The sequence below is a fragment of the Vibrio cyclitrophicus genome, from assembly GCA_023206055.1.
GTDB classification, from domain to species: Bacteria; Pseudomonadota; Gammaproteobacteria; order Enterobacterales; family Vibrionaceae; genus Vibrio; species Vibrio cyclitrophicus_A.
Window position 1 is genome coordinate 570,228 of the sequence record CP065367.1, and the last position, 23,641, is coordinate 593,868.

General features: G+C 44.8%; 25 protein-coding genes and 1 pseudogene. 6 read left to right on the forward strand and 20 right to left on the reverse strand.

Annotated elements, in window-relative coordinates; genetic code table 11:
* Positions 1-111: 111 nt before the first annotated feature.
* Positions 112-984: pseudogene (locus ITG09_18195) on the reverse strand (NTP reductase large subunit).
* A 303-nt stretch (positions 985-1,287) separates the two neighbouring features.
* Between ITG09_18195 and ITG09_18200 the strand changes: the two are divergent.
* On the forward strand, positions 1,288-2,163 hold the full coding sequence (locus tag ITG09_18200; protein ID UPR54879.1) for an endonuclease/exonuclease/phosphatase family protein: 876 nt from the start codon (positions 1,288-1,290) through the stop codon (positions 2,161-2,163).
* 99 nt (positions 2,164-2,262) lie between these two features.
* Here the strand turns inward: ITG09_18200 and ITG09_18205 are convergent, their stop codons facing one another.
* From ITG09_18205 to ITG09_18225, 5 genes are all read right to left on the reverse strand, one after another.
* Positions 2,263-2,694, reverse strand: coding sequence for a YeeE/YedE family protein (locus tag ITG09_18205; protein ID UPR54880.1), 432 nt, complete (start codon positions 2,692-2,694; stop codon positions 2,263-2,265).
* Positions 2,694-3,155 (reverse strand): YeeE/YedE family protein, encoded by a 462-nt coding sequence (locus tag ITG09_18210; GenBank protein ID UPR54881.1) that lies wholly within the window; start codon positions 3,153-3,155, stop codon positions 2,694-2,696. The genes ITG09_18205 and ITG09_18210 overlap by 1 nt, the downstream gene beginning before the upstream one ends.
* A gap of 209 nt (positions 3,156-3,364) precedes the next feature.
* A complete protein-coding gene (locus ITG09_18215) occupies positions 3,365-4,597 on the reverse strand; it encodes a glycosyltransferase family 4 protein (GenBank protein ID UPR54882.1) in 1,233 nt (410 codons plus the stop codon).
* Positions 4,598-4,696: 99 nt separating this feature from the next.
* Entirely contained in the window at positions 4,697-5,161 is a 465-nt protein-coding gene (locus ITG09_18220; protein UPR55205.1) for a GNAT family N-acetyltransferase, read from the reverse strand.
* Between the two features lie 32 nt (positions 5,162-5,193).
* Positions 5,194-6,291 (reverse strand): ketoacyl-ACP synthase III, encoded by a 1,098-nt coding sequence (locus ITG09_18225; protein ID UPR55206.1) that lies wholly within the window; start codon positions 6,289-6,291, stop codon positions 5,194-5,196.
* A gap of 122 nt (positions 6,292-6,413) precedes the next feature.
* On the opposite strand from ITG09_18225, the gene trxC reads away from it, so the two are divergent.
* Positions 6,414-6,848 carry a thioredoxin TrxC gene (gene trxC, locus ITG09_18230; GenBank protein UPR54883.1) on the forward strand — a complete coding sequence of 145 codons (435 nt, stop codon included), beginning with the start codon at positions 6,414-6,416 and terminating at the stop codon, positions 6,846-6,848.
* 108 nt (positions 6,849-6,956) lie between these two features.
* Here trxC and ITG09_18235 read toward each other — a convergent pair whose 3' ends face one another.
* Both ITG09_18235 and ITG09_18240 read right to left on the reverse strand, forming a co-directional pair.
* Positions 6,957-8,624: a GMC family oxidoreductase N-terminal domain-containing protein gene (locus ITG09_18235; protein ID UPR54884.1), complete on the reverse strand. Its 1,668-nt coding sequence runs from the start codon at positions 8,622-8,624 to the stop codon at positions 6,957-6,959.
* Positions 8,617-10,224, reverse strand: a complete 1,608-nt coding sequence (locus tag ITG09_18240) for a long-chain fatty acid--CoA ligase (GenBank protein ID UPR54885.1) — start codon at positions 10,222-10,224, stop codon at positions 8,617-8,619. The genes ITG09_18235 and ITG09_18240 overlap by 8 nt, the downstream gene beginning before the upstream one ends.
* Positions 10,225-10,593: 369 nt before the next feature.
* Between ITG09_18240 and ITG09_18245 the strand changes: the two genes are divergently transcribed.
* Complete coding sequence (locus tag ITG09_18245) at positions 10,594-11,619, forward strand: AraC family transcriptional regulator (GenBank protein ID UPR54886.1); 1,026 nt, start codon at positions 10,594-10,596, stop codon at positions 11,617-11,619.
* A 534-nt stretch (positions 11,620-12,153) separates the two neighbouring features.
* Positions 12,154-13,305, forward strand: a complete 1,152-nt coding sequence (locus tag ITG09_18250; GenBank protein UPR54887.1) for an MFS transporter — start codon at positions 12,154-12,156, stop codon at positions 13,303-13,305.
* Positions 13,306-13,463: 158 nt separating this feature from the next.
* Here the strand turns inward: ITG09_18250 and ITG09_18255 are convergent, their stop codons facing one another.
* The 3 genes from ITG09_18255 to ITG09_18265 all read right to left on the reverse strand — a co-directional run bounded on the left by ITG09_18255 (position 13,464) and on the right by ITG09_18265 (position 15,347).
* Positions 13,464-13,799 carry a winged helix-turn-helix domain-containing protein gene (locus tag ITG09_18255; GenBank protein ID UPR54888.1) on the reverse strand — a complete coding sequence of 112 codons (336 nt, stop codon included), beginning with the start codon at positions 13,797-13,799 and terminating at the stop codon, positions 13,464-13,466.
* A gap of 173 nt (positions 13,800-13,972) precedes the next feature.
* Positions 13,973-14,305: a winged helix-turn-helix domain-containing protein gene (locus tag ITG09_18260; GenBank protein ID UPR54889.1), complete on the reverse strand. Its 333-nt coding sequence runs from the start codon at positions 14,303-14,305 to the stop codon at positions 13,973-13,975.
* Positions 14,306-14,453: 148 nt separating this feature from the next.
* Complete coding sequence (locus ITG09_18265; protein UPR54890.1) at positions 14,454-15,347, reverse strand: helix-turn-helix transcriptional regulator; 894 nt, start codon at positions 15,345-15,347, stop codon at positions 14,454-14,456.
* Between the two features lie 50 nt (positions 15,348-15,397).
* On the opposite strand from ITG09_18265, the gene ITG09_18270 reads away from it, so the two are divergent.
* Positions 15,398-16,795: an MATE family efflux transporter gene (locus ITG09_18270; protein UPR54891.1), complete on the forward strand. Its 1,398-nt coding sequence runs from the start codon at positions 15,398-15,400 to the stop codon at positions 16,793-16,795.
* 111 nt (positions 16,796-16,906) lie between these two features.
* Here the strand turns inward: ITG09_18270 and ITG09_18275 are convergent, their stop codons facing one another.
* Together ITG09_18275 and ITG09_18280 are read right to left on the reverse strand one after the other, a co-directional pair.
* Complete coding sequence (locus tag ITG09_18275) at positions 16,907-17,302, reverse strand: nitrous oxide-stimulated promoter family protein (protein UPR54892.1); 396 nt, start codon at positions 17,300-17,302, stop codon at positions 16,907-16,909.
* Positions 17,303-17,305: 3 nt separating this feature from the next.
* Positions 17,306-17,821 carry a GNAT family N-acetyltransferase gene (locus ITG09_18280; protein UPR54893.1) on the reverse strand — a complete coding sequence of 172 codons (516 nt, stop codon included), beginning with the start codon at positions 17,819-17,821 and terminating at the stop codon, positions 17,306-17,308.
* 97 nt (positions 17,822-17,918) lie between these two features.
* On the opposite strand from ITG09_18280, the gene ITG09_18285 reads away from it, so the two are divergent.
* The gene (locus ITG09_18285; GenBank protein UPR54894.1) at positions 17,919-18,128 is read left to right on the forward strand and encodes a DUF2986 domain-containing protein; all 210 of its coding nucleotides are present in this window, start codon (positions 17,919-17,921) and stop codon (positions 18,126-18,128) included.
* A gap of 115 nt (positions 18,129-18,243) precedes the next feature.
* On the opposite strand, the gene ITG09_18290 is transcribed toward ITG09_18285, so the two are convergent.
* The 7 genes from ITG09_18290 to ITG09_18320 all read right to left on the reverse strand — a co-directional run bounded on the left by ITG09_18290 (position 18,244) and on the right by ITG09_18320 (position 23,608).
* Entirely contained in the window at positions 18,244-19,167 is a 924-nt protein-coding gene (locus tag ITG09_18290) for an ABC transporter substrate-binding protein (protein UPR54895.1), read from the reverse strand.
* Between the two features lie 2 nt (positions 19,168-19,169).
* The gene (locus ITG09_18295) at positions 19,170-20,045 is read right to left on the reverse strand and encodes a metal ABC transporter permease (protein UPR54896.1); all 876 of its coding nucleotides are present in this window, start codon (positions 20,043-20,045) and stop codon (positions 19,170-19,172) included.
* Positions 20,045-20,779, reverse strand: a complete 735-nt coding sequence (locus tag ITG09_18300; GenBank protein ID UPR54897.1) for a metal ABC transporter ATP-binding protein — start codon at positions 20,777-20,779, stop codon at positions 20,045-20,047. Before ITG09_18300 ends, ITG09_18295 begins: the two co-directional genes overlap by 1 nt.
* Positions 20,779-21,714, reverse strand: coding sequence for a zinc ABC transporter substrate-binding protein (locus tag ITG09_18305; protein UPR54898.1), 936 nt, complete (start codon positions 21,712-21,714; stop codon positions 20,779-20,781). Before ITG09_18305 ends, ITG09_18300 begins: the two co-directional genes overlap by 1 nt.
* A 13-nt stretch (positions 21,715-21,727) precedes the next feature.
* Entirely contained in the window at positions 21,728-22,324 is a 597-nt protein-coding gene (locus tag ITG09_18310; protein ID UPR54899.1) for a hypothetical protein, read from the reverse strand.
* Positions 22,321-22,656 carry a hypothetical protein gene (locus ITG09_18315; protein ID UPR54900.1) on the reverse strand — a complete coding sequence of 112 codons (336 nt, stop codon included), beginning with the start codon at positions 22,654-22,656 and terminating at the stop codon, positions 22,321-22,323. Before ITG09_18315 ends, ITG09_18310 begins: the two co-directional genes overlap by 4 nt.
* 115 nt (positions 22,657-22,771) lie before the next feature.
* The gene (locus tag ITG09_18320) at positions 22,772-23,608 is read right to left on the reverse strand and encodes a DUF4198 domain-containing protein (protein UPR54901.1); all 837 of its coding nucleotides are present in this window, start codon (positions 23,606-23,608) and stop codon (positions 22,772-22,774) included.
* Positions 23,609-23,641: the final 33 nt, after the last annotated feature.

Genomic DNA, 23,641 nt, shown 5'->3' on the forward strand with positions numbered 1-23,641 from the left:
ATAGGAAGGTGGATTAGACTCATCAAAGCCTTTTAATACTGGGATTAAGCAATCTAACTGAGGAGAAGAAAACTCCTGAGGCATACATACACCGACATTATTTGAAAAAACTTCTACCACATAATGTCCGTTAGCTGTGTGCAGCGTGTTTACTTCGTACTCTAGAGATTGGAATGCGTCGTAACACTCTTTCTCTGTACGAGAGATAGCAAACGCTTCTGGGCTATGAATGTCCCACTCTTTCGCTAATGATAAATGCTTCTCGTAGCTCGCCATTACGTAAGGTTCTAGAACCTCGTCGATACGGTTAATCGTTGTACCGCCGTAAATGTGGCTCGCCACTTGTGCGATGATCTGTGCTGTTACCGCTGTCGCCGTAGAAATAGACTTAGGCGTGTCGATTTCTGCATTACCCATCTTGAAGCCATGCGTTAACATGCCTTTCAAGTCGATAAGCATACAGTTAAACATTGGGAAGAACGGTGCGTAGTCTAGATCATGGTAGTGAATGTCACCACATTCGTGAGCTTGTACGATGTCACGCGGCAAAATGTGAGTTTTCGCATAGTGTTTAGCCACGATACCCGCCAGCAGGTCACGCTGAGTTGGGATAACTTTGCCGTCTTTGTTGGCATTCTCATTGATCAGATCAACATTGCTTTCTTCGATCAAACCTTCGATCTCGCGAGTTAAAGCGCTTTGCTTTTCACGCGCGATGTCGCGGTCATGACGATATTCAATGTAGGCACGAGCCAGAGACTTATAAGGTCCCTGCATTAGCTCGTTCTCGACCATGGTTTGAATTTCAGAGATATGAACTTCATCGTAGTCTTCGAGCTTCAACTCAACTGCTAATGCCACATTCAGTGCATAAATAGCAATTTCCTTATCGGCTTTGTCTGATGCTGCTTCCACTGCAGCTTGGATGCGATCTCTACTGAATGGAGCCCTTGAGCCATCACGTTTGATTACGATTGATTTCACCACTTCTCCTTACTCATGAGGTATTCACAGACTTATCCACAAACACACTATATAGAGCGATTTATCGTTTAACTAACACTAGATATTGTGGCGTATTTAACGAGAACCACCAACTTTGAGTATTGATTTGGATCAATAAAAAGAGAACGCTGACTAAGATCAATTCAATATTATTACGCTAGTTCTCAAGTCGAAAAGAAACAATGTAACAATAAAAAAACTGCTAAAAAGAGTTGAATTTTTGGTAAGTGTTGTAGGATAACGGCTCATCAATATTGGAAGACAAAATTAGGGATATTTGGCATGAAACGACTTCGAAACTGGATAATGTTAGGTTGCTTACTCAGTAGCCACGCATTTGCTGAACCTTTGACCATATCCAGTTGGAATATCGAATGGTTATCAACCAACGAGGCTGTGAATAAGTTTTCCGCCCAACGTGATCAAGCTGATTTCGATAAGCTCAAACAGTACTTCCAATCTTTAGATGCGGATGTGGTTGCTTTTCAAGAAGTCGATGACGCAGATGCCATTCAGCGTGTGGCTGGCGATCAATACAAGATATTGATGTCTGACCGAGCCTTACCAGAAAACAGTAACCATCAGTTCAAAGAAGTGAATCAATACACTGGGTTCGCGATTCGTAAAGGAATCACACTTACCGACTACGCTGACTTTCCTCTTGAATCGAGTTCTAACAGCAAGCTTAGGTTTGCCAGCTATGTGGTCGTTGATACTGACTCAAAACCAATTCACATGTTGTCTGTGCATTTAAAGGCAGGCTGTAGTGGAGCGTATAAGTCTAACCGCGATTGTTCACGCCTAAAAGACCAAGCTCAACAACTGAATAAGTGGATACAACAAAGAGAACGTAAAGGTGAAGACTATGCGATATTAGGCGACTTCAACCATAACCTATCCTACTCAAGAGATTGGATGTGGAAGGATTTAACTGAAAACACGGATGCTCGTTTGGCGACAAGAAAGACCCGTGCGGATTGTAAGGTTCGCTCAAATCGTAATAACCACCGCACACACCAATTCCGCTCTGTGATTGATCACATTGTGGTTAGCGACTCACTGAGTGCGTCACCTGCGAAGCAGAAGGTATTTGAAACGCAAGATGTACTGGATTACAAACTCAGCGACCACTGCCCAGTATCAACGACCATCAAATAGTAGATAGAGATGTAAAAAAGGCTGACGGGCTTTCTCATTAAAGCGCGTCAGCCTCTCAATTCTCATATCAAGCCTATTCGATAAGCGGTAGATTTAACGTTAGCAAGTTTTATTCATTCGACCTGCCAACCACATTCCCGCCAGCATGCTTATCATAAACACCCACACGGTTGGGTTACCGCCACTGAGACTCGTCACTGCAGGCCCTGGGCAAAAGCCTGCAAGCCCCCAACCTAATCCAAACGCTGTTGAACCTAGAATCAACTTTCTGTCGATTAGCGGGTTGTTGCGGCTATCTAACGGCTCACCATTAAACGCTTTAGCACGCTTTTTAATGACTAGGTGATAAAACGGCGCGAATACCAGTAGCGCACCGCCCATGACGAATGCCAAGCTGATATCCCAATTGCCAGTAATATCTAAAAAGCCAAGTACTTTATTTGGGTCAACCATACCTGAGATGATCATACCCGAGCCAAACAAGATTCCAGCCAATAAACCAACAATGATAGTGAATGAAGAATTTTTCATTATGCCCCCAACCCCATCAGGTTCTTGATAAGCACGGTGGCTATTGCGACACCCATGAATACACACGTTGCGATAATCGAGCGCTTTGACAAACGCGCCATTCCCACAATGCCATGTCCGCTAGTACACCCATTCGCTGTTTTAGTGCCGAAACCCACTAACAGGCCAGCGATAACGACTACGAAGAGGTTCATATCTTCCAATTGAGGGAGTTGATGACCGGTAGGAATTAACAACCAACCACTTACGACCATTCCAACAACAAATGCGATACGCCAATGCTTGTCAGTTTTATCTGTATCCACGCCTTCGCTTTCTTTGTTGCTGGTGCCAACTGGCAATAAACGGCTAACAATGCCACTAATACCTGCAACTCGACCAATGCCCAACATTAAAACAATGGCCGACACACCTAACAACATGCCACCGAAAAACGCATCCCAAGGAATCAAACTAAGCACAGACCTCTCCTATCAACAAACATCATAAACTCATAACAATCTTTAAATTAGAGTTTACTAATAAATATAAATTAGTCAATGCTAATATAGATACCCTTTTCTTTTACTTATGTCTGTTTGGTTTGCTATTCAGTCAGTACAAAACCACAAAAAAAAGCCCTTAGGCGTTAACCTAAGGGCTTATAATTTTATTTGAGCTGTAACGTCAGTTACTTAGTCTTATTCTTTTCAGCGATCCACTGGGACATGTACTTGGTGCTCGCCATGCTGTGGTGCTTGAGCATCGAACCAAAGAAGTTATCCAATCGATGAGATTCAAGTTCAGACTCTAGCGCAATCAATCGCTCGATCAATTTGTCGCCCAGTTGATTCTGTTCGTAGTGTGCTTCAAGAATCGAGTGACATTGGCTTTGAGCCTTGAGCCACGTCTCTTCATCTTTATAGAGAGCAACAGCTTGTTCAACAAACTCGTCGATATCATCTGCCACTGCACCCGGCCATTGCAGTTCGCCTTGCGGTAGCATGCCTTCACTGCCGATCTCGCTAGTTACATTCGGAGTTTGCAGCTTCATCGCATCTAGCAGCTTGCCTTTAATGCCAGCACCAAAACGTAATGGCGCAACACACACGCGAGCCTGCTCCATCACTTCTTGAGCGTCTTTCGCCCAACCTTTGATATGGAAGCCGGTTTTAGGGTTATGCAAAGCCGTCGCTTTTGGTGGCGGGTAAGATCCATAAATATGAAGTTCAGATTCAGGCAACTGTTTACGAATCTTCGGCCAAATCTTTTGCAACTGAAGTACAGCATCCCAGTTCGGTGCGTGTCTAAAGTTGCCTATCGTCATGAAATGCTTACGTTCTTCAAAGCTTTTCGTGCTTTCAGGTAGAGTATTAAGATCAACCATGAACGGCAAGTGATGAAGCAGTTTTGGATCGATATTGAACTCAGATTGAAGAAGATCTATCTCATAGCTAGAAATGATCAACGAAAGATCACAGCGTAGAATCGCTGCAATTTCACGTTTAGCCAGGTCACCGTACAAATGCGCTTTAGTCAGTTCTGTCTCTTTTTTAACGGCTTCGTGTCGAGCATTACGCAGAAACTGCAAGTCTTCAGTATCCAACAGCTTAAACGCGTTCGGGCATACCTTCTCAACGCGCCAGCCAAATTGTTCTTCCATCATGAAACGGTCAAACATCACGACATCAGGTTGCAGCTCTTCGATGTACTGGTCAAAGCTATCGCAATTTAGCTGAATAGATTGGCTTGTGATGCCCTCTTCAGAGAGGTCGATCATATGCTCGGTTTCTTGAGCTGGCGTTGCGAACTCAACGGACCAACCTTGTCTCTTAAATAGACGTAATAGAGACATCATATGGCTGCCAGCCGCCGATGAATTCGGTTCTGGCCAAACGTAGCCAATTGCTAAAACTTTCTTCAAAACACTTCCTAAGAAATAACAAAAGGGACTGTAGAAGTCCCTAATTAAACGTAAATCAATTTACATCGCTGATTATAATGGGTTCCAAGAACTCAGCGATCAGATTCGTTCACCCACATTGCGAGCTATCATAAGCACTTCATCCGCAGAGTACAGGTTTGAAATCGTGGTTTCGACCTCTGCACCCAACGTCGACTGGTAAAGCTTTTGTGCGAAGTTGTCTGCTCTGGTGGTCACTAATACATGTTTTAGCGTCGAGCCTTGCTCTGCTAACTTCAGCTTCACTTGCGGCAAGGAGTCTAGAATCAGCTTTTTACCTAATCCTTGCCCCTGCGCGATCGGTAACACGGCAAGTTGCTCGAGTTCTAAAACAGCTTCAGGTCTAAATCCACTCTTTTGCACCCAAATAATGTAGCCAACAACCTCACCTTCGCTTTCAGCAACGAAGTTAAGAAAGCGTGGTGCGGCATTTAAGTTACATTGTAACCAATATTTTGAGTTTTGCTGTCGAACAAAAGTAGCTTGGTGAACTAAAGCCGCCCCATCAAGGTCGGCTTTTGTCATAAGACGTACTTTGGTTACTGTACCCATCAGCGTTATTCGCTCGCTGAATTCGGGTGTGTTTTACAGTGTAAAATGGCTCTTTCTAGAAGCTCTAACGCAGATTTGTCGGCTTCTGGAAGCTTAGCATCTGATTGACCTAGCGGTTCAACACGGCTACCCCATTTAATATGACCAGCACCCCAAGTTAAACCGGCACCGAATGCCGCCACAAGGATGTTTGAGTTAGGTTTAACAAAGCCTTGCTCTAACGATTCACATAAAGCAATTGGCACAGTCGCCGCCGACGTGTTGCCGTAGTTTTGAATGTTCACGAACGCTTTCTCACGTTCAATGCCCGCCATATCACACAGAGTTTGAATGATGCGGATATTTGCTTGGTGTGGAATCACTACATCGATGTTGTCTGTTGAGATGCCAGTACGGCTCAATACAGTGTGTGCTGCTGCACCCATGCCTTTAACCGCACGTTTGAAGATCTCTTTACCAACGAAGTCAAAGTCCCAGTAACCGTTGTCAGCAGCAAAGCGATCCATAGAAGTACCGAACTTTGGTACTGCTAAAATATCGCGGCCTTCCGCGTCACAACCGATTTGAGCTTCTTGCAGGCCAACTTGCTCTTCTGTGCGAGATAGAACCACAGCGCCAGCGCCATCACCGAAAAGAACCGCGGTATCACGCTTGGTCCAATCAATGAAAAATGACAGGCGTTCTGCACCTACAACGATCGCATTACGGTAGTTACCCGCCTGAATCAGTCGAGTCGCGGTTTCGACACCGTAAATGAAGCCAGTACACGCTGCGTTAAGGTCGAAAGCCGCTGCACTCTTAATGCCTAAGTTCTGTTGAACCTTAGATGCGGTATTTGGAATAAGGGAGTCTGGGCTGCACGTCGCGATGATCACGAGGTCGATATCTTCGGCAGTAAGGCCAGCACACGCCATTGCGTGTTGAGCAGCAACAGTCGCTAGCTCAGAGGTATTTACATGACTGATACGACGGTTTTCGATACCAGTTCGAGTACGAATCCACTCGTCAGACGTATCAATGAAAGTGCTTAAATCATCATTGGACAGCACGGCTGGTGGCAGACACTTTCCCCAGCCAGTAATCTCGGCGTAAAATTTTGTCATCATTTACCTGTTTATTGTTTGTTTTTATTTAAGTATCGTATTCTTGTTTTAAACAGTATAAGCGTTCCGTGCGTGATTCGTAAATCGCGTTAGACACGGAGTTGCAATAAAAAGAGAAAGTTATGTCTACATTCAACACACGTTGCCCTTCTTGCGGTGGCGTAAACCGAGTTCCTTCAGAACGAATTTCAGAAAGCCCAACTTGTGGTAAATGCAAAAACGCATTACTAGATGGTGCGCCAATCGAAGGCACGTCATTGAATTTTCAATCTATTTTGAACAGTTCACAGCCTGTGGTTGTCGATTTTTGGGCAACATGGTGTAACCCATGCGTTGGCTTTGCGCCTGTGTTCGGCGACGTAGCAAAAGAGCGTTCTGGAGATGTTCGATTCGTTAAGATTGATACCGAAGCTCAGCAGCAACTTGCCGCAATGTACCAAATCAGAAGTATTCCTACTGTGATGGTATTTAAAGACGGCAAACGTGTCGACACGATTAACGGTGCATTACCCAAAGGTCAATTTGATCAATGGCTTAATCAAGCTTTAACTAAGTAAGTTTGTTTCGGTTCTTTGAGTAATCAACAAACAAAATAGGTTAAGGAACCTTAATGGATAAGGCTCCCTAACCTATTGTAAATCTGCCTGTTTCTCTAATCTGTGCTTCTAACCCGTCATTTCATGTTCTGCGCTTTCATTCGCGCCTTGCTCGTTTACAGTGTCTTTCTTATCCAAGCTATATTGGCTTTTAATCTGATCAGCGATTTTCTCAGCAATCATTATGGTTGGTGCATTAGTATTGGCCCCGACTAATGTCGGCATAACCGACGCATCAATGACTCTTAAGCTATTCACCCCATGGACTTTAAGATCTTTATCCACCACGGCTAATGAATCACTATTAGGACCCATTTTACAGGTTCCAACAGGGTGATATTGGGTATCAGCGCGGTTACGGATATCTTGCTCTATAGCCTTGTCATCACTAGCATCGACAGGATAAAAAGCATTGCCACGAATATCATCGAAAGCTTCGCTTTCTAGCATTTGATACTGCTTTTTCCACCCTTTAATCATGATCTCCATGTCTTCAGGGTGACTGAAAAATGCAGGATCGATCTTGGGTGGATCGTAAGGATCGGCGCTATTCAGTGTTACGGTGCCATGGCTTTTAGGTCTCAGTAAGGTGACATGCGAGGTAAACCCATGACTGGTATGAATTTTTCTCGCATGGTCATCGACTACTGCGACCACAAATACAAACTCTAAATCTGGCACAGCAATATGATCATCGGAACAAAGAAAGCCTATCCCTTCGGCAAAATTACTGCTCATCTTGCCGCGGCGTTCTTTGTGCCATAGCGGCAAAGCTTTGGTCATTTCAGATGCCATTTGCAGCGAGATACCAAAAGTTTCGCGCTTTTCACTGCACTTGTACGAGTGAACTAAGTCGATATGATCTTGCAGGTTCTTACCCACTCCGGGTAACTCATGAATCTGTTCGATGCCATGCGCCTCTAATTCGTCTTTGGCGCCAACGCCCGATAGCAACAGCAACTGAGGAGAGCCAAAAGCACCTGCAGACAAAATGACTTCCTTGTTGCATCGGATCTGATAACGTTTGCCATTCGAGCCGTATTCAACACCGACCGCTTTCTTACCTTCAAACAAAACCTTATGTGTCGTTGCTTTGGTCACCACAGTGAGGTTTGGACGCGATAGATTCGGTGTTAAATACGCTTTGGCCGCACTACATCGTTCACCATTCAACTGCGTTACCTGCGTCGGCATTGCACCAAACTGAGCGGCACCGTTGATATCTTCATTGCGAGGCACACCGATCGACTCACACGCAGTTAAATAGCGTTCCAACATTGGGCTTGGCGACCTAAGATTCGCTACATTCAAAGGACCACCTTGGCCGTGATACTCATCTTGGTGGACTTCGTTATTCTCTGCTTTTTTAAAGTAAGTTAGACACGATTCATAATTCCAGCCAGCATTGCCTAAGCTTTCCCATGTATCGTAGTCATAACGATGTCCACGGGCGTACATCATGGCATTGATTGAACTTGAGCCACCGAGTGTCTTACCTCTCGGCTGGTAGCCCTTACGACCATTTAATCCTGGCTGTTCAACCGTCTCGAAAGCCCAGTTATTGAGCTTGGTTGGCATCATCGCCACAACACCCACTGGAGTATGGATAAATGGGCTCGTGTCTTTACCACCAGCTTCCAACAAACAAACGGTCGTATTTGGATCTTCAGACAGCCGAGAAGCCATCACACAACCAGCGGAGCCACCGCCCACGATAATAAAGTCATAGTTATCCATTGATTGCCTCCGAGACTTCTAGAGGATGCAACTCTCGCTTCAATATTTTACCTGTTGCCGTCATGGGTAATGCATTACGAATGAACACTTTACGAGGATATTTGTAATCCGCGAGTTGCTCACGACACCAAGCCATCAAGGCTTTGCTGTCAGATTGAGTATGCTCGTGAAGCACCACATGGGCGTGAATCTCTTCACCGAGCTGATCATGGTGTTCACCGACCACTGCCACCATTTCCACGTCAGGATGACACATCAATACTTCTTCGATTTCTCTCGGATAAACGTTGTAACCACCGCGGATGATCATGTCTTTCACACGATCAACAATGAACAAGTTACCGTGCTCATCAACGCGTCCGATATCACCCGTTAAAAACCAACCATTTCTGATCGCTTCTGCCGTTGCTTCAGGTCTTTGATAGTAACCTTTCATGACACTTGGGCTCTTAATGCACACTTCGCCCAATTCTCCCATTGCCACCGAGTTGCCTTGTACATCAGTAATCTTGATAAGGTGACCACACAACGGCTGACCAACACTGCCCGAGAGACGATCACCATCAATGTGATTGAAAGTCGCGACTGGCGCCGTTTCAGATAAGCCGTATCCTTCCAATACTGGTAATTCAAAGCGTGATTCAAACTGACGAATGACCTCAAGAGGCATCGAAGCACCACCAGACACCCCAAGCCTTAGGCTATGTTTAACCTGTTCAGACCGTTTGCTTGTTTGTTCTGAAGTATCAGAAGACTCTTCTCCCGCCTTTAGCAGCGCGATATACATGGTGGGAACGCCAGCAAAGACACTCACTTTATGGCTAATGATCTGGTCAATCACCAGTGACGGCTCAAAACGTGGAATCAAGACCATGGTTGACCCCGTCAACACACTCGCGTTCATCATCACTGTTTGACCAAAGCTGTGGAACAGAGGAAGTGTGGCCATGGTCGTGTCGCTGTATTCCAATCTCATAAGATATTGTGACGACATCGCATTTGTTTGCATATTGGTGTGCGAAAGCTCAGCGCCCTTCGGCTGGCCTGTGGTACCTGACGTATATAGAATTACCGCGGTATCATCGCCATGACACGCTACAGACTCATACGCGTTCAAAGGTTGTGCTAACCAATCTGCAATCGTTTCTTGCTGCTCGTCGTTTTCTAAGAGCGTGGATGTTGCGCCGTTTGGTATTGGCATAGACACGAAATGTTCGCAGTTATCGGCCTGCGCAAAACCTTGCAATCCATAGCGCCCAATAGGTAACTCTTCACTGCCCTCAAAGCATAAATAAGCTTTCGCATCAGAATCGTTAAGGTGATAAGCGATTTCTCTGGCCTTGAATAATACATTCAGAGGTACCACCACACAGCCCGCTTTTAGAATACCGTAATAAGCAATAGGGAAATAAGTCACGTTCGGGCATGACAATGCGACCTTGTCGCCCTTTTTTAAGCCAAGTCTCTCTAGATTCGTAGCTACCTTCCCAGCAAGTTGTTCCAACTGAGCGAAGCTGACTTCATCTGAGCCCATACGCAGAGCGGCTTTAGTTGGAAACAGTGAAGCGCTACGTTCCAAGTTAACAGCAAGATTGTGCATCCATGATCTCCTTCTTTGGCTAGACCTAACGGTCACATTCGCCTTAGACGTTTTAATCGTTGTAATAAGTGTTGTCTTTGTTGCTATCAGAGCCTGCACATTGGTGTGTCTGTCGATGAAAGTGTTGAATAAGCAAAGTGTTCGAAGCTAACCAATGTGCAACCCATCAAATTACAACATTTTGATAACATATCGAACAGGTTTCAAAAAGACAAAAACCGGTGATATTCGGACACAGCTCAATCAGACCTTGTAAAACCTTGCACACATAAAGCAAAAGTTTGAACAAGCTTAGGAAAGTGAGAACAAGCAACAGGCGTAAATGTTAAAAGTTCGGTTAAGATGACGATATTCAACAAGAGGCATCCTATGGAATACACCGCAGTCTACGAACCCGATATGCAAGCATTCGGTATTCTTGATCTTCAACTACTGCATCGCTATATGTCACCCTCGCTTAATATCGAAGCGTTATTGGAAGGCAGTAACATTGACGATCTTCAGCTAAACACGCCAGACACGCACATTACCTTGGCGCAAAAGTTGGCGGTGTTTAGCAATGCACTGGCGAACAGTGATGAAGGCGGTTTAGGGTTAAGAGTCGGCCAACAAGCACGGTTTAGCGACTTTGGTGTTTTGGGTTATGCGGTATTCAGTAGCGAAACGCTGTTAGATGCTTTGCTGATTGGGTTTAAATATCTCCAACTTGCCGGCCCAGTGCTAAGAAAAACCATGTCGGTAGAGGATAACGTTGGGTACTTTAGAGCGGAACAGCTGATCGACTTGGACTCTCTGCTGCCATTTTGTTGCGAGTATTGGTTCGCAGCAATTCAAAGCCTATGTGAAGAAGTTCTGCAACAACCCTTTCCATCCCAAGTGATCCGCTTCCCTTACCCAAAGCCAGAATACGGTGACCTCTATACCGAGATTTTCCGTTGCCCTGTTGAATTTAACAGTGACCGCCTTGAATGGCAGTTTGATGCGACTAGCTTGTACTCGCCTCTTCCTACAGCCAATACCATTACATTGCAGATGTGTCTTAAATCATGTGATGACATGTTGGCAAAAGTCAGTGCGTCTACCAGTTTGAAAGAAAAGGTCTCGCAAATGCTGCTTGAGAGGCCAGGAAGTTACCCATCGATAGAATCGATCTCGTCAGAACTGGGAATGTCTTCTCGCACGCTGCGACGACACCTTAAAGCCGCCGATACTAGCTATCAAAAGATACTCGACCATGTCCGCTTTCATCTTTCTCGACACTATCTATCATCGACAAAAATGAGCATTGAAGAGATCTCTGAACGTGTGGGATTTTCAGATAGCGCGAACTTTGGTCATGCCTTCCGTAAGTGGAGTGGAAGCTCGCCACGCCAATACCGTAAAGAAGCGGTCTAACAGAAAATAGCGCATTTAATTAAATTTTGTTCACAGGAATTATTATGCTGTCGCCTTCTCTATTAAACGACCGATGAACAAAGGTTTAACGGCGTTTTGACCACATAAAATCTCGTGAAATCACTAGGGCGTGTTGACCTTTTGTGGTTAAATTTTGTTCGAGATAAAAGCGTTTTAATCGCGGCGAGGGGGAAGTAGCCTAGTCATTCTAAGCAAATCCCCCTCAACAAAGAGTAAAACGCTTTTAGCCGAACCCTTCGGGCAGCGTTTGCTGGCCATTTCTACTGCGTTATCGGCTTATCATGTAGGCTAGCTACACATCAAAGCCTCTGCCTTGTATAAATCCCCAGCAATTCGCTGCAAAAGTCAGCTCGAAAGATCAACACGCCCTATCTATCGCAACGGTATTTTAGTTTAGATTGGCGATAAATTTCTTTTATCTTAACGACCATTTTTATTCGTTTTACCCAATTCAGTTTCTCCCCCATAGTCGCGGAAAATTCATCGTTTCTTTTACTATCAGAGGCTCCTGCATTGGACAACATCCAACCAACAACTCGCATAACTGTTCCTGTTATTGCATTGTCTTTTTACGCGATCGCTTCGGGCTACTTAATGAGTTCATTACCATTAATGCTGTCTGAGTATGGCTTAGACAAAGATCTATCGAGTTGGTTGGCGAGTGCATTCTATGCAGGTCTACTGGCTGGTACATTATTGATTGAACGTGCTATTGCGCGTGTTGGTCACAAAGACGCTTTCGTCATCGCATTGAGTGTGTTCATCGCAACGATCCTTGTATTGCCATTGATCCCACACCAAGCAGTATGGCTATTAGCTCGCTTTGTGGCTGGTGTGGCAGTTGCAGGTATCTTCGTGATTGTAGAATCTTGGCTAATGAGCGGTGACGAGTCACAACGCGCAAAACGTCTCGCTATCTACATGTGTTCACTGTACGGCGGTTCTGCAGTTGGTCAACTAGGTATCGGTTACTTAGGTATTACTGGTGGCGTACCTTTCATCGCAATGTTCACCCTTTTGTTTGGTGCGATCATTGTGCTGATGTACGGGCAAGCAACACCACCACAGATCCACGATGCTCAATCTTTGTCTTTAAAGCAGATCAGCAAATTAAGCCACAGCGCGCTAATTGGCTGCATTGTGTCTGGATTAACGCTAGGTGCGATTTACGGCTTGATGCCAGTTGAACTTGCTCAACGTAACATTGCGCACGAAGACATTGGCGGTTTGATGGCTTTGGTTATCATGGGGGGCATGGCTGTACAGCCGATGGTGACTTGGTTATCTCATTACGTAGGACAAGTGTTATTAATGGCTCTGTTCTGCCTGTTAGGAGTTGCAAGCATTGGTGTACTGACTATCAATCACGATTTCTACGTACTAGGCATGAGCTTGTTTGTATTAGGCATGGCGACATTTGCGCTATACCCAATCGCGATTAACTTAGGTTGCCGTAACCTTGACCCAAGCTACTTGGTGTCAGTGACTCAAATAATGCTACTTTGCTACAGCATCGGTTCTGTTGCGGGACCAATCGTTGCAGACAGCTTTATGGATTCACAAGCAGGATTGTTCACTTACCTGTTCGCGTCTCTACTTGCTACAACGATCTACATGTTGATTGCTAGCCTAAAGCGCTCTCACCTACAGATTGCAGGCGAGTAAGCTTAAATAGGCAGACACCAGATACGTGTGATTAGGGCTCCGAGTTAAGATTTTATGTCTAAACGAAGGGCCCTTTTTGTTTATGTTGTCTGGAGGAAAGAACGACAATAAACATCAACAGTCAACGATCAGAAAATAAAATCGATTACCTCTGAACGTTAAGGTTGAAATACATAACCTTCACCAGTAATGGTAATGATTAGCCCATCTCCGAATAATGATCTTATTTCAGATATAGCAACAATCACAGAAGAGTTAGTCACTTTCTCACTTTCCCAGCCAATCTTCTTTAATTGACCAACACTGAACAATTCACCTCGATGTCGATTCATAAATAAAATGATCTTTCGGTACGCCAAAGGCATGGTAGCCAGTACGTAGCCATTCTCTACATTGCGAATAAGTTTGGTGTTGAGTTCAACAATTTTTCCGTTTAATTCAAGTATTACGTTGTTTTCAGAGTGGTTCGTTTCTATTACAGGATAAGAGTCCATTTTTATATCATTCCCTTACTATATAGCCAGCGACAAAGTCAGATTCAGTCGTATTTATATAACGTCGCTTATAACTGGACGTTTTAGATTTGACGATAATCAATGGAATTCGTACGGTAAAGAGATTAAATTTTTATTATTAAGATATTAACAGGATATAAATAGATGATTATTTAGTCCGCCATAACATATCCTTCGTTGGAAACGGTTTGAATACAACGGCAATCAAGAACTCTTCTTATCTCGTAAATAGCCACCAATACAGACGCACATGTCACCGCTTTACCGGCCCAACCGACACGCTTCAAAATTTGCTTACTGACTACTTGACCTTTGTTCTGATAAAGATAAAAAAGTACTTTACGGTGAGGCCCTGAAAGCGTTCCTATAATCGAACCACAGCCCTGCTTGCGTACGATTTTAGTGCCGGAACGAAACTCTTTATTGTTTAGAATGAGCTTTGACGGGAGATCTAAATCATCCGTCTCGCTGATAACTTGTTGCATTAATTCCTCATGTTGCATAAGCAGTCGTCTTCCGAGATATTTCCAATACTATCGAATAGAGCAAAAATACTAAATTGATAGATAGCTCAACACAGTAATATTACTGCAAAGCTTGATCTTGCGTAATTGATCGAGGAAACAAGCAAGGTTAACCGCGCAGTCGATGACTCTTTCGGTATTGACTGGGTGACAAGCCGAAATGCTTTTTGAAACGATGTGAGAAGTTATAAGGGTCTTTGTAGCCCAAGCGATTAGCAATCATCGATACTGACCAATCTTGATATTTCAGCAAACTGGTGGCTTTATCCATGCGTAATTGAATTAATTTGCTTCGTGGTGACAGGTTGAATAACGTCTTGGTGACTCTATTGAGCTGCTCTTCACTGATAAATACTCTTTCGGCCATACCTGCCACCGTCCATGGCTGGTGCAGACTGCTTTCAATCTCGTTATAGAGCGCTTGAACACGTGCTGTGGTACTTGTCGACTTAGGCTCAAACCCCGTCAAGGTTCGGATGATTTCACTCAAAAGTAACTTACGGTAACTGGCTCTACCGCCTATCTCAAAGTAAACCAAGTTCATTAATGACCAAATCTGCTCACACTCTCCGAAAGGCACAATCCCCTGACCTAAACTCGCAATATGTTGCCACTGCGGAGTATCTGGCGTCAACATCCACGCCATTTTCCAATAGTTGTATTGAGGATCAAGCTCGAATCGAAATGGGGTTTCCGCAGGCAGAACCACAAGCGTGTATGGCGTGATGGCTTGTACCGAGGTTGCGGTTGTTAGAATGCCGCCACCTTCCATAGTGAAAATCAAGGTATGAACATTAACGGATTCTCGCTCAACCCAGTAGCCATCATATAGCTTCGCCATGCCGCCCATATAGACACCAAAGCTTTTCATCTCTGGAATATCTTCAACGGTCAAAAAACGTTCTTTGCACTGTTCAGCGAGAAAAACATCATCATGCCAAGTTGATTTTGATCTCATTGTACCAATGACGGGTTTGCACAGGTTTTGTTGTTTTTTAAACATGTTGTTACTTCGCTCAAATCACTATAGTTCTGCCATAAATCGGAGAGCTTATGACAACTAACATCAACCCTAACTCATCTATGAATAACAAGCCAGAGAGCATCTTACCTCGTATCGTTAAACTTGGTTTACCTGTTGCTTTACAAAGTGCGCTTGTTGCTATTCTTGCCCTTGCTGACGTATTAATGGTCAGTGACTATGGTATGGAAGCAGCGGCGGCTGTGGGAATTGCATCAAAATGGCACTTCGTTGCTATTATGATTATGGCAGGGTTGGCCTCAGCAAACGGAACATTAGTCGCTCAATACTGGGGAAAGAATGACCGAAAAAGCGCGCGAACGGTTTCATCGATCGCGATGGTATTTGGCCTAAAAGTTCTACTGCCTGTCACTGCAATCATCACTCTTGGTTCCCAATTTTTAATGATGTTGCAAACTAGCGATCAAACCGTAATTGAACTTGGCGCGACTTACCTTTGGTATGGCTTCCCTGTTCTGCTGCTGACTCATATTGTGGTCGTGGTTGAAGCTAGCATGCGCTCTTCAGGTGACGCCGTAACTCCGTTATTGTTAGGCGGTGTTACCATCGCACTCAACATTGCGCTTAACTTCGTTCTCATCAAAGGTGCTTTTGGTATTCCCGCTATGGGTGTAGCAGGTGCAGCATTAGCGACAACCTTAGCGCGATTGATTCAAGTGGGCTTGATGTATAGCTACATGCGTATGCGTAAACACTGGCTGTTAACCACTCCAAGCTCACCACATCGTCCGTCACTGTGGCTGTCTTACCGTCGTATTGCGTTACCCCTAACGATGAATGCCGTGCTGTGGGCAATGGGTACCATGGCGTACCAAATGATCTTCGGTCACATGGGCACAACGGAACTTGCCGTGTTCTCAATGCTCGCACCATTTGAATCGCTGTGTTACTCAATATTCTTTGGTATATCGGTCGCGTGTTCTGTGCTGCTTGGTCACTCACTCGGTCGTGATGAGTTTGATGACGCTATGAGCATGGGACTAACATTCATTAAAGCCGTCATTGGCTTCGGCGCAGTTGTCGGGCTGCTACTGTTTATGAGTAAAGAGCATGTTTTAACATGGCTGAACCTTTCTACAGATGCGCTCTACCCGCTCGCTTCACCTGCAATGATGATCATGTGCTTTGCTGTCGTGATTCGCATGCTGAACATGGTGATCATCAACGGTATCATTCGCGCTGGTGGCGATAATGCGTTCTGCTTGCGTATGGATTTCATCGCGATGTGGATGGTGGGCATTCCAGTATGTGTTTACGGCGCGTTTGTCGCTGGATGGGATTTCAAATACATCTATGGTTTGATGTTGGTGGAAGAAGTGGTGAAACTGGCAATTTGTTCCCATCGTTACCTAAGCCGACGCTGGATCAACAACCTGACGGTGACCTACGACGAGCCGCAAGCAGCGTAAGTTACAGTTACCTAGCTATATTGAAGCTTATACAGAAACGTATCTACATCAAAAAAGGTCTGAGAAATCAGACCTTTTTTCGTTTCTTTCGAACTTACTTTTAAGCGCCAGTTACTTCTTATTCATACGGATATGGCGATTCGACACATTCGGCAGCGGCTTCTCTGGCACTTTTCGTTTTTCATGAATCAGATGTCGAATAGCTAAAATAGGATGCTTAAGTAGCATTCTTGGCCCGGAATAACGCATTACTAAACGCATTTGCTCTTTCGGATCCGGTTTATAACAATGAATTGGACACTTATTACAAGTCGGTTTTGCTTCGCCATAAGGGCATCTATCCAATCGTGTTTCGGCATAACGCAACAGTTGCTCACACTCCTCACATAACGCGTTATTCTGACGAACGTCACCGTGGTGATCTTTGCAGTAGATATGCACCATCGCAATAACGGTTTTGTACTCCGTTGCAAGCTCGCCTTGTAGAATATTGTTATGTTGAAACATGTTTTAATTACCTAATGAGAAACCGTACAGGTTGAGATTAACGTTTTCGCTTATTACATCTTCAACTCGCTCGAACACAAAACCTAGCTTAGTCAGTAGTGCGATACTTCGAATGTTATCAGAGGTAGTGATGGCAACTAAATGATCGATGTCAGCATTCTGCTTAGCTTGTTCAATTATCGCCTCTGCGGCTTCTTGGGCAAAGCCTTGACCATAAAACTCAGGAACAAACCCATAACCAATATCATGTAACTCTAAGCTGTCTCTTTTTATTAGTCCGCAGATACCAATTGGTGTTGAAGTCTCCTTGATTTCAACCATCAACAAACAAACACCCTTCTCTTCATGCATCTTAAGAATGTTGTTTTCGATGTACTCCACAGCCTTTTCAGTGTCGTTGATTTCCTTATCACCAATGTAACGCAGGAAATCTTCTGAGCTGTATAATCGTTGAATAAACGCCGCATCTTGGGGTGTGATCATTCTTAATCGTAAACGTTCGGTCTCGACTCCCTGCATAGTGATATTTTCCTTGCTGAATACCATGTAAATATTGAGTTCTAGATCTAAAATGATTATCCTCCACCGCATAAACTAAATACAAGGCTATGCAGCAATGAACCGTAAGAAAAAAATCAATCAAATTCTAAAGAAAAGACAGAAACAGGCGAATTCTAAACTGCATGGTAGCAACAAACCTCGCTACATTTCTAAAGCTGACCGTGCAAAAATGGAAGCTGAAGAACAAGCTAAAGCAACTCAAGAGCAAGCTGAAGGTGCAGTAGAAGCAACTGTTGAAGCTGAAGAGACAAAAGCTGCAGAGTAAGTTTAAACTCGCACTCCTCTTGTCTGACACTCTTTTCAGAGCCAACTGACAAGAACAAAAAAAGCAGCCTTTATTTGGGCTGCTTTTTTGATCCTACCATTTGTAGTCGCGCTGATTAGCCTTTGAATGGCTGCACCTCCCAACGGGCAAACGGCGCTTTTCCATTAATCCCTGCTCTACCCCAACGATCAACAGAATCCACCACTAAGATACGCTCATTAGGCACCAGTGACTTAATCAAAGTCGTAGGCTTTTTCGCTGTAACTAACCATAGAGCATCGTCTTCAGAAAACATCTCTTTAAGCTTGGCTTTGTCTTCGTCTGTCCATTCCAGTTCAGCTTTAAACATACGTTCTTCAACAAACAGTTGGCTACCAGAAGCAAAATCTTCCAAGCTTTCTGAAAGCAACAATACTGAATCTACATCGTTATCCAATAATACCGCTTGCTGCTTGTTGATCAGTTCACGAACATCCAACATCACACGTTGTAAGTTACTATCAATCGTTTCTGCGTGTGTCGGCCACAACAACTTAAAGTCGTCAGCCACGATCGCCGCCATGCGTGTTAAGTTGGTCGGATTTAACCACGCGTATTTAGAAACATCACCATTCGACAACGTAAGCGCTGCAACCCCTTGTGCACGCGGTGTAATCGCTTGAGCGGCATCAACCTCTACCAAACGGATATTGCCTTGTCTTGCGTAGACAAAGGTAGGATCAGCTTGCCAGATCGACGACAGCGTTACCGCAACGGTCGCCTTTTCGCCCGATTGAAGCACTTTACTCGCACCCTTGGTACCAAACCAATTCGGCAGACGGTCAATACCGTAGCGTTTAGGTGGTAGATATTCGGTCGTAATGTCGGTGCCTTTGGTCAATTCTGTCGCTAGTGCGTAAGTCACAGGCGTACTGGTGAGGATATCTTCGGCATTTGCGCTGATAGACACCATTGAACCAACCAACAACAGACTGCTAAGTGCACTCACTTGAGTCACTGTTTTTACTGAGCTTGAAATACGATTCATTAAACAAGTCATGATTACGCCTTTCTTACAATTCGGTATAGTGTTGCTGCTAGGAAAAACGTTGCAGAAACGATGATGATTGACGCGCCCGATGGCACTGGCAGTTTTAGCTCCATAGGCAACACAGTTCCAACCAAACATGCGATGGTTGCAAGTAATGCCGAAAGCAGTACGAAGCTCCCCATGCGTTTAGTCAGCAATCGAGCTGTCGCACCTGGAATAAGCAATAACGCACCTACTAAAACCGCGCCCACGATCTTTACGGCTGCAATTGTCACTAAGGTGATCATCATGACAAACAAGTAATCGTAGAAGCTGGTGTTGTAACCACGCACCTTGGCTATATCGGGGCTGATACAGGTCAGGAGAATACGGTTGAACGTCGGTATTAAAAGCAAAATGATGATCGCGCAGCTGCCTGCAAGAATCGCTAAGTCTTGGTCTGTTACGGTAAGAATCGAGCCAAACAGTACGTTTTCAAGCATGTGGATATTGATCTTACGAGCAACGTACATCAACAATGCCGCGCCGACCGCTAGAGCTAATGCTAGAAACACGCCGACTAAGGTATCGTATGGCACATTGGTTCTGTTTCTTACAAAGTGAAGCAGCAGCGCGAAGATCATACAGAAGCTAAACAAACCAATAATTGGGTTTTCCGGTGGCTCGCCAAGCAAAACACCAATAGCGATACCGGTTAATGCTGCGTGACCGACGGCCTCAGAGAAAAAAGCCAGACGCTTGGCAATCACCAAAGTACCAAGACCACCTAATAGAGGACCAAGTAGTAACGCTGCAACCAAAGCATTGACCATGAAGGCATACATGAAACTGTCTGATAACCAGCCTGCTTCCACACCACTAATGGCAAGTTGTCGTAACCAATCCATTACGCAACCTCCTGAGATTTAGTTATGGCAGAACCACTGCTGTAGTGCTGGAATAAGCTTTCAATTTTACTTGGATGCAGTACTTGTTCATGTGGGCCACTATCAACCAAGAATCGGTTCACAACATGAACGTTCGCTTCAAGTCGACGCACTGCCGTGACATCGTGGTGTACCGCAAGGATCGTACGACCTTCACTAACACATTCACGAATTAACGATTCAAGGTAACGAACACCCTGCTCGTCCATACCCGTGGTTGGTTCATCCAACACCAGTAGACTTGGGTTATCTAATAGCGCTTGGGCAAACAACACACGTTGCTGCTCACCACCGGATAACTGTCCCATACGGCGGTCGCTGCGTGTCGCCATACCAACGCGATCTAACTGTGCGAGTGCTAGATCCAATTGCTTAGATTTGCGACGCCAAAACAACGGGATTCTCGTTTGATTAAGCAATACGAAGTCCATTACCGTCAAAGGTAAGCTCGACTCGAACGTCGCTTTTTGCGGTACGTAGCCAATACTTGGCTTTTCTGGCCAGTGAATATTGATTTGACCGGAAAAAGGCGTAAGACCAAGTACAGAACGCAGCAAAGAAGTTTTACCACCGCCGTTTGGCCCCATGATCACATGACATTCACCCGCTTTAAGTTCGAGCGAGATATCATCCAGAATCACGTTATTATCGTATTGCAGGCCGAGTTTATTAATTGAGATTGATGGACCTAACATTACTCGTTCCCGCTTTTAGCTTGGTTCGCTGCCGCAAATTTCATTGCTTCAATTAACGTCTCTAGGTTCTTCTTCATCTCAACTTCTACTTTATCGTCTTCGTATTCGCCGTGCGTCATGTGAGAAAAACGGTAAAGCTGAACGCCTGTTTCCGCTTCAATGGTGTCAACAAAGCGGTTTGGCATATTTAGCTCGTAGAACAGAACATCAATACCCGATGCGCGGATCTTCTCGATCGTCTCTTGCAGTTGGCTAGCACTTGGTTCAACACCGTGTGCCGGCTCGATTACTGCCGCGACATCCACACCAAACTCTTGAAGAATGTAGCCATAAGCATTATGCGTAGTCGCGACCTTCATACCTGATGTATCGAGTTCGCCCAGTGACAGCATCGCATCACGCTTCATAAAGCGAAATTGCTTAGCGTATTTGCGCGCATTCTTGCGATAAAACGCAGCGTTGTCTGGGTCGAGCTTAGACACTTCACTGGCGATGGTGTAAACCTTTTGAATCGTTGTCGAAAGCCCAACAAAGGTATGTGGGTTTACGGCGCCTTGACCAACAGACTGACCAAGTGCAGGAAGGAGAGGCACTTCTTTATTTGCTTCGATTACCACCAAGTCATCACGTTGCGCGGCTGAAATCACTTTAAGCGCGAAGTCGTCGTGGCCAATACCGTTTACTACGATTGCATCCATCTGGCTCAAGCGTTTTAAATCGTTGGGTTGTGGTAAATAGTTATGTGGGTTGAAACCTGCGTCAACCAAAGGAAGAATGTTCACTTTGTCACCTACCACGGCTTTCACGTAGCTGTAGTAAGGTTGAAGCGTGATACCAATCGTCAGTTTATCGCTGTCGATCTTATATTCTTTTGCCAATGCATTGGGTGCCATGAACACCGCTAATAACGACATGAACAGAGTCATAATTCGCATAGTAATTCTCTTATTAGTGAGCATCGCTTTCATGATGCTGTTCAATTTCTGATTCGTTCACGACCATTTTCCAACCAGTAGACTCAAGCGTGTTTTGGTCAAAAGTTGCTGGCTGTTTCGCTACACCACCCAAGAAGATCCAGATCTCAGGAGAAACACTGTTCGCATTTAAAATAAAGGAATCCGCAGAACCATGATCGGTTGGCGTAGCTTGTTCACTTGGTGTCGCATATTCACTTGGAGTAGAAAAGTAATAACCACGCTCGTCCAGTACCCAAGCATGAGAACCTTTGCGCTTCCAACTCTGGTCTTCTACAAACGGGGCTACCCATTCATCTTTAAGTGATGCAACACTCGGCCATTCACCATCTGAGTCCATGCGCAGGTCACGAATTTCTTCATGAGCCAAACGCAGCTCTGATAGCATCGCCAAGTTTTCTTGTTCAACATCAGTCACTAGAATTTGATGATCAAGCACTGCTTTTACGTGAGATTCTGCCTGATGAAATGGGATCGCGACGGTTGCAAAGCAAAGGATGAACACAATGATCAGTCCTACCCATTTGCCTTCTCTACCGCCCGTATCAGCACGTACGCCTTGAATCATCATTTTTCACTGATCTCAACAACATCAACTTCAACGGGAAACTCATGGCCTGAATCGAACACAAGGTAGAATTCAGTGTCAGGATGTGGGAACTCAACGATAGAGCGTTTATCTGTCATCTCTTTTGCAATTAAGTTGTCTTCGTAATCGTACATCTCAACTGCATAATCTATCGCTTTACTGCCATCCGAATAACCCGCTTCACAAGCAACAGTTTTGCCTTCAAGCCAACAGCTCATCAGTGGAAAGTGTGCTTGCGCAGGTAATGCAGCGAAACCAAGTCCCAGAGCTAAGCAAGGAGACATTAAAGCGTTAAGTTTTGTTTTTATTGTCATGGTTCGTACCCTAGCCACAGTGCAAATTCTCAGACGTAAACTGAGCGATAAAGGGCTCAAATGAGCCCTTACGTTTTTTGGTTCTTAATCAGGGTTCTAGCCCCGATATCACAAACTATTGAAGCAGTGCTTCGAACGTTAGGTGAACGTTCGCGCTTGCTTTGTCTGCCAGTGGGTTGTCAATCAACTCACCTTTGTAGTTCGCTTTCATTACGTAACGACCCGCTACGTCCGGAGTAAACGTGATTTCACCGTTCTCATCACTCACCACATCAATCTGCTCTTGGTGGTTGCGGTAAAGCGTACCTTCACGAGTAATCTCCGCTTTCACGTCTTTCTGGATTTCACCGTTGTAGAAGAACTGGAATGTTACTGGTTCGCCTTCAACGATATCTGAAGGGTGAGTCACTGGCTTCATCTCTAGAAGCTTGCCTTCAATTTTGAACACTGAATCCGTTGGCTTACCTACAGTGATGTAGCTTTCTGCGCGAGTGAAGCTGATTTGTGTTACCACGTCACGTGACTTTTCAGGAAGAACAGAGTCACGTTCCGCTTTGTTTGCTTTAATCCACTTCACAGTGTCACGGCGACCGGCCTTGTATTGCGTGTAGTAAGACGGCTGGTTGTTGATCGCCACTTTGTGTGTCCCTTCTTCTTCAAAATAGAAGTCGAAGATTGAACGACGCTTGCCACGAATAACAAAGTTAGGACGCTCGCTGCGGCCATCAGGCATAATGACATGAGCATTTTCGCTGCCAGCAGGCTTATCAAAAACAAACGTACCGTGAGACGCAGTAACATCGAACGTTAGCCAATCACCACCTTCTTTAGATACAGTAAAGTGAGACGGCAAAATCCAACGTGGGTGAGCTTGTGCCGTTGTCGTTGCTGCTAGGCCGAATGCCATCACACCCGCTAGAGCAAGTGCTTTGATTTTTGTCTGTTTCATCATGTTCAATTCCATTATTTATAATTGTTTGCCGTG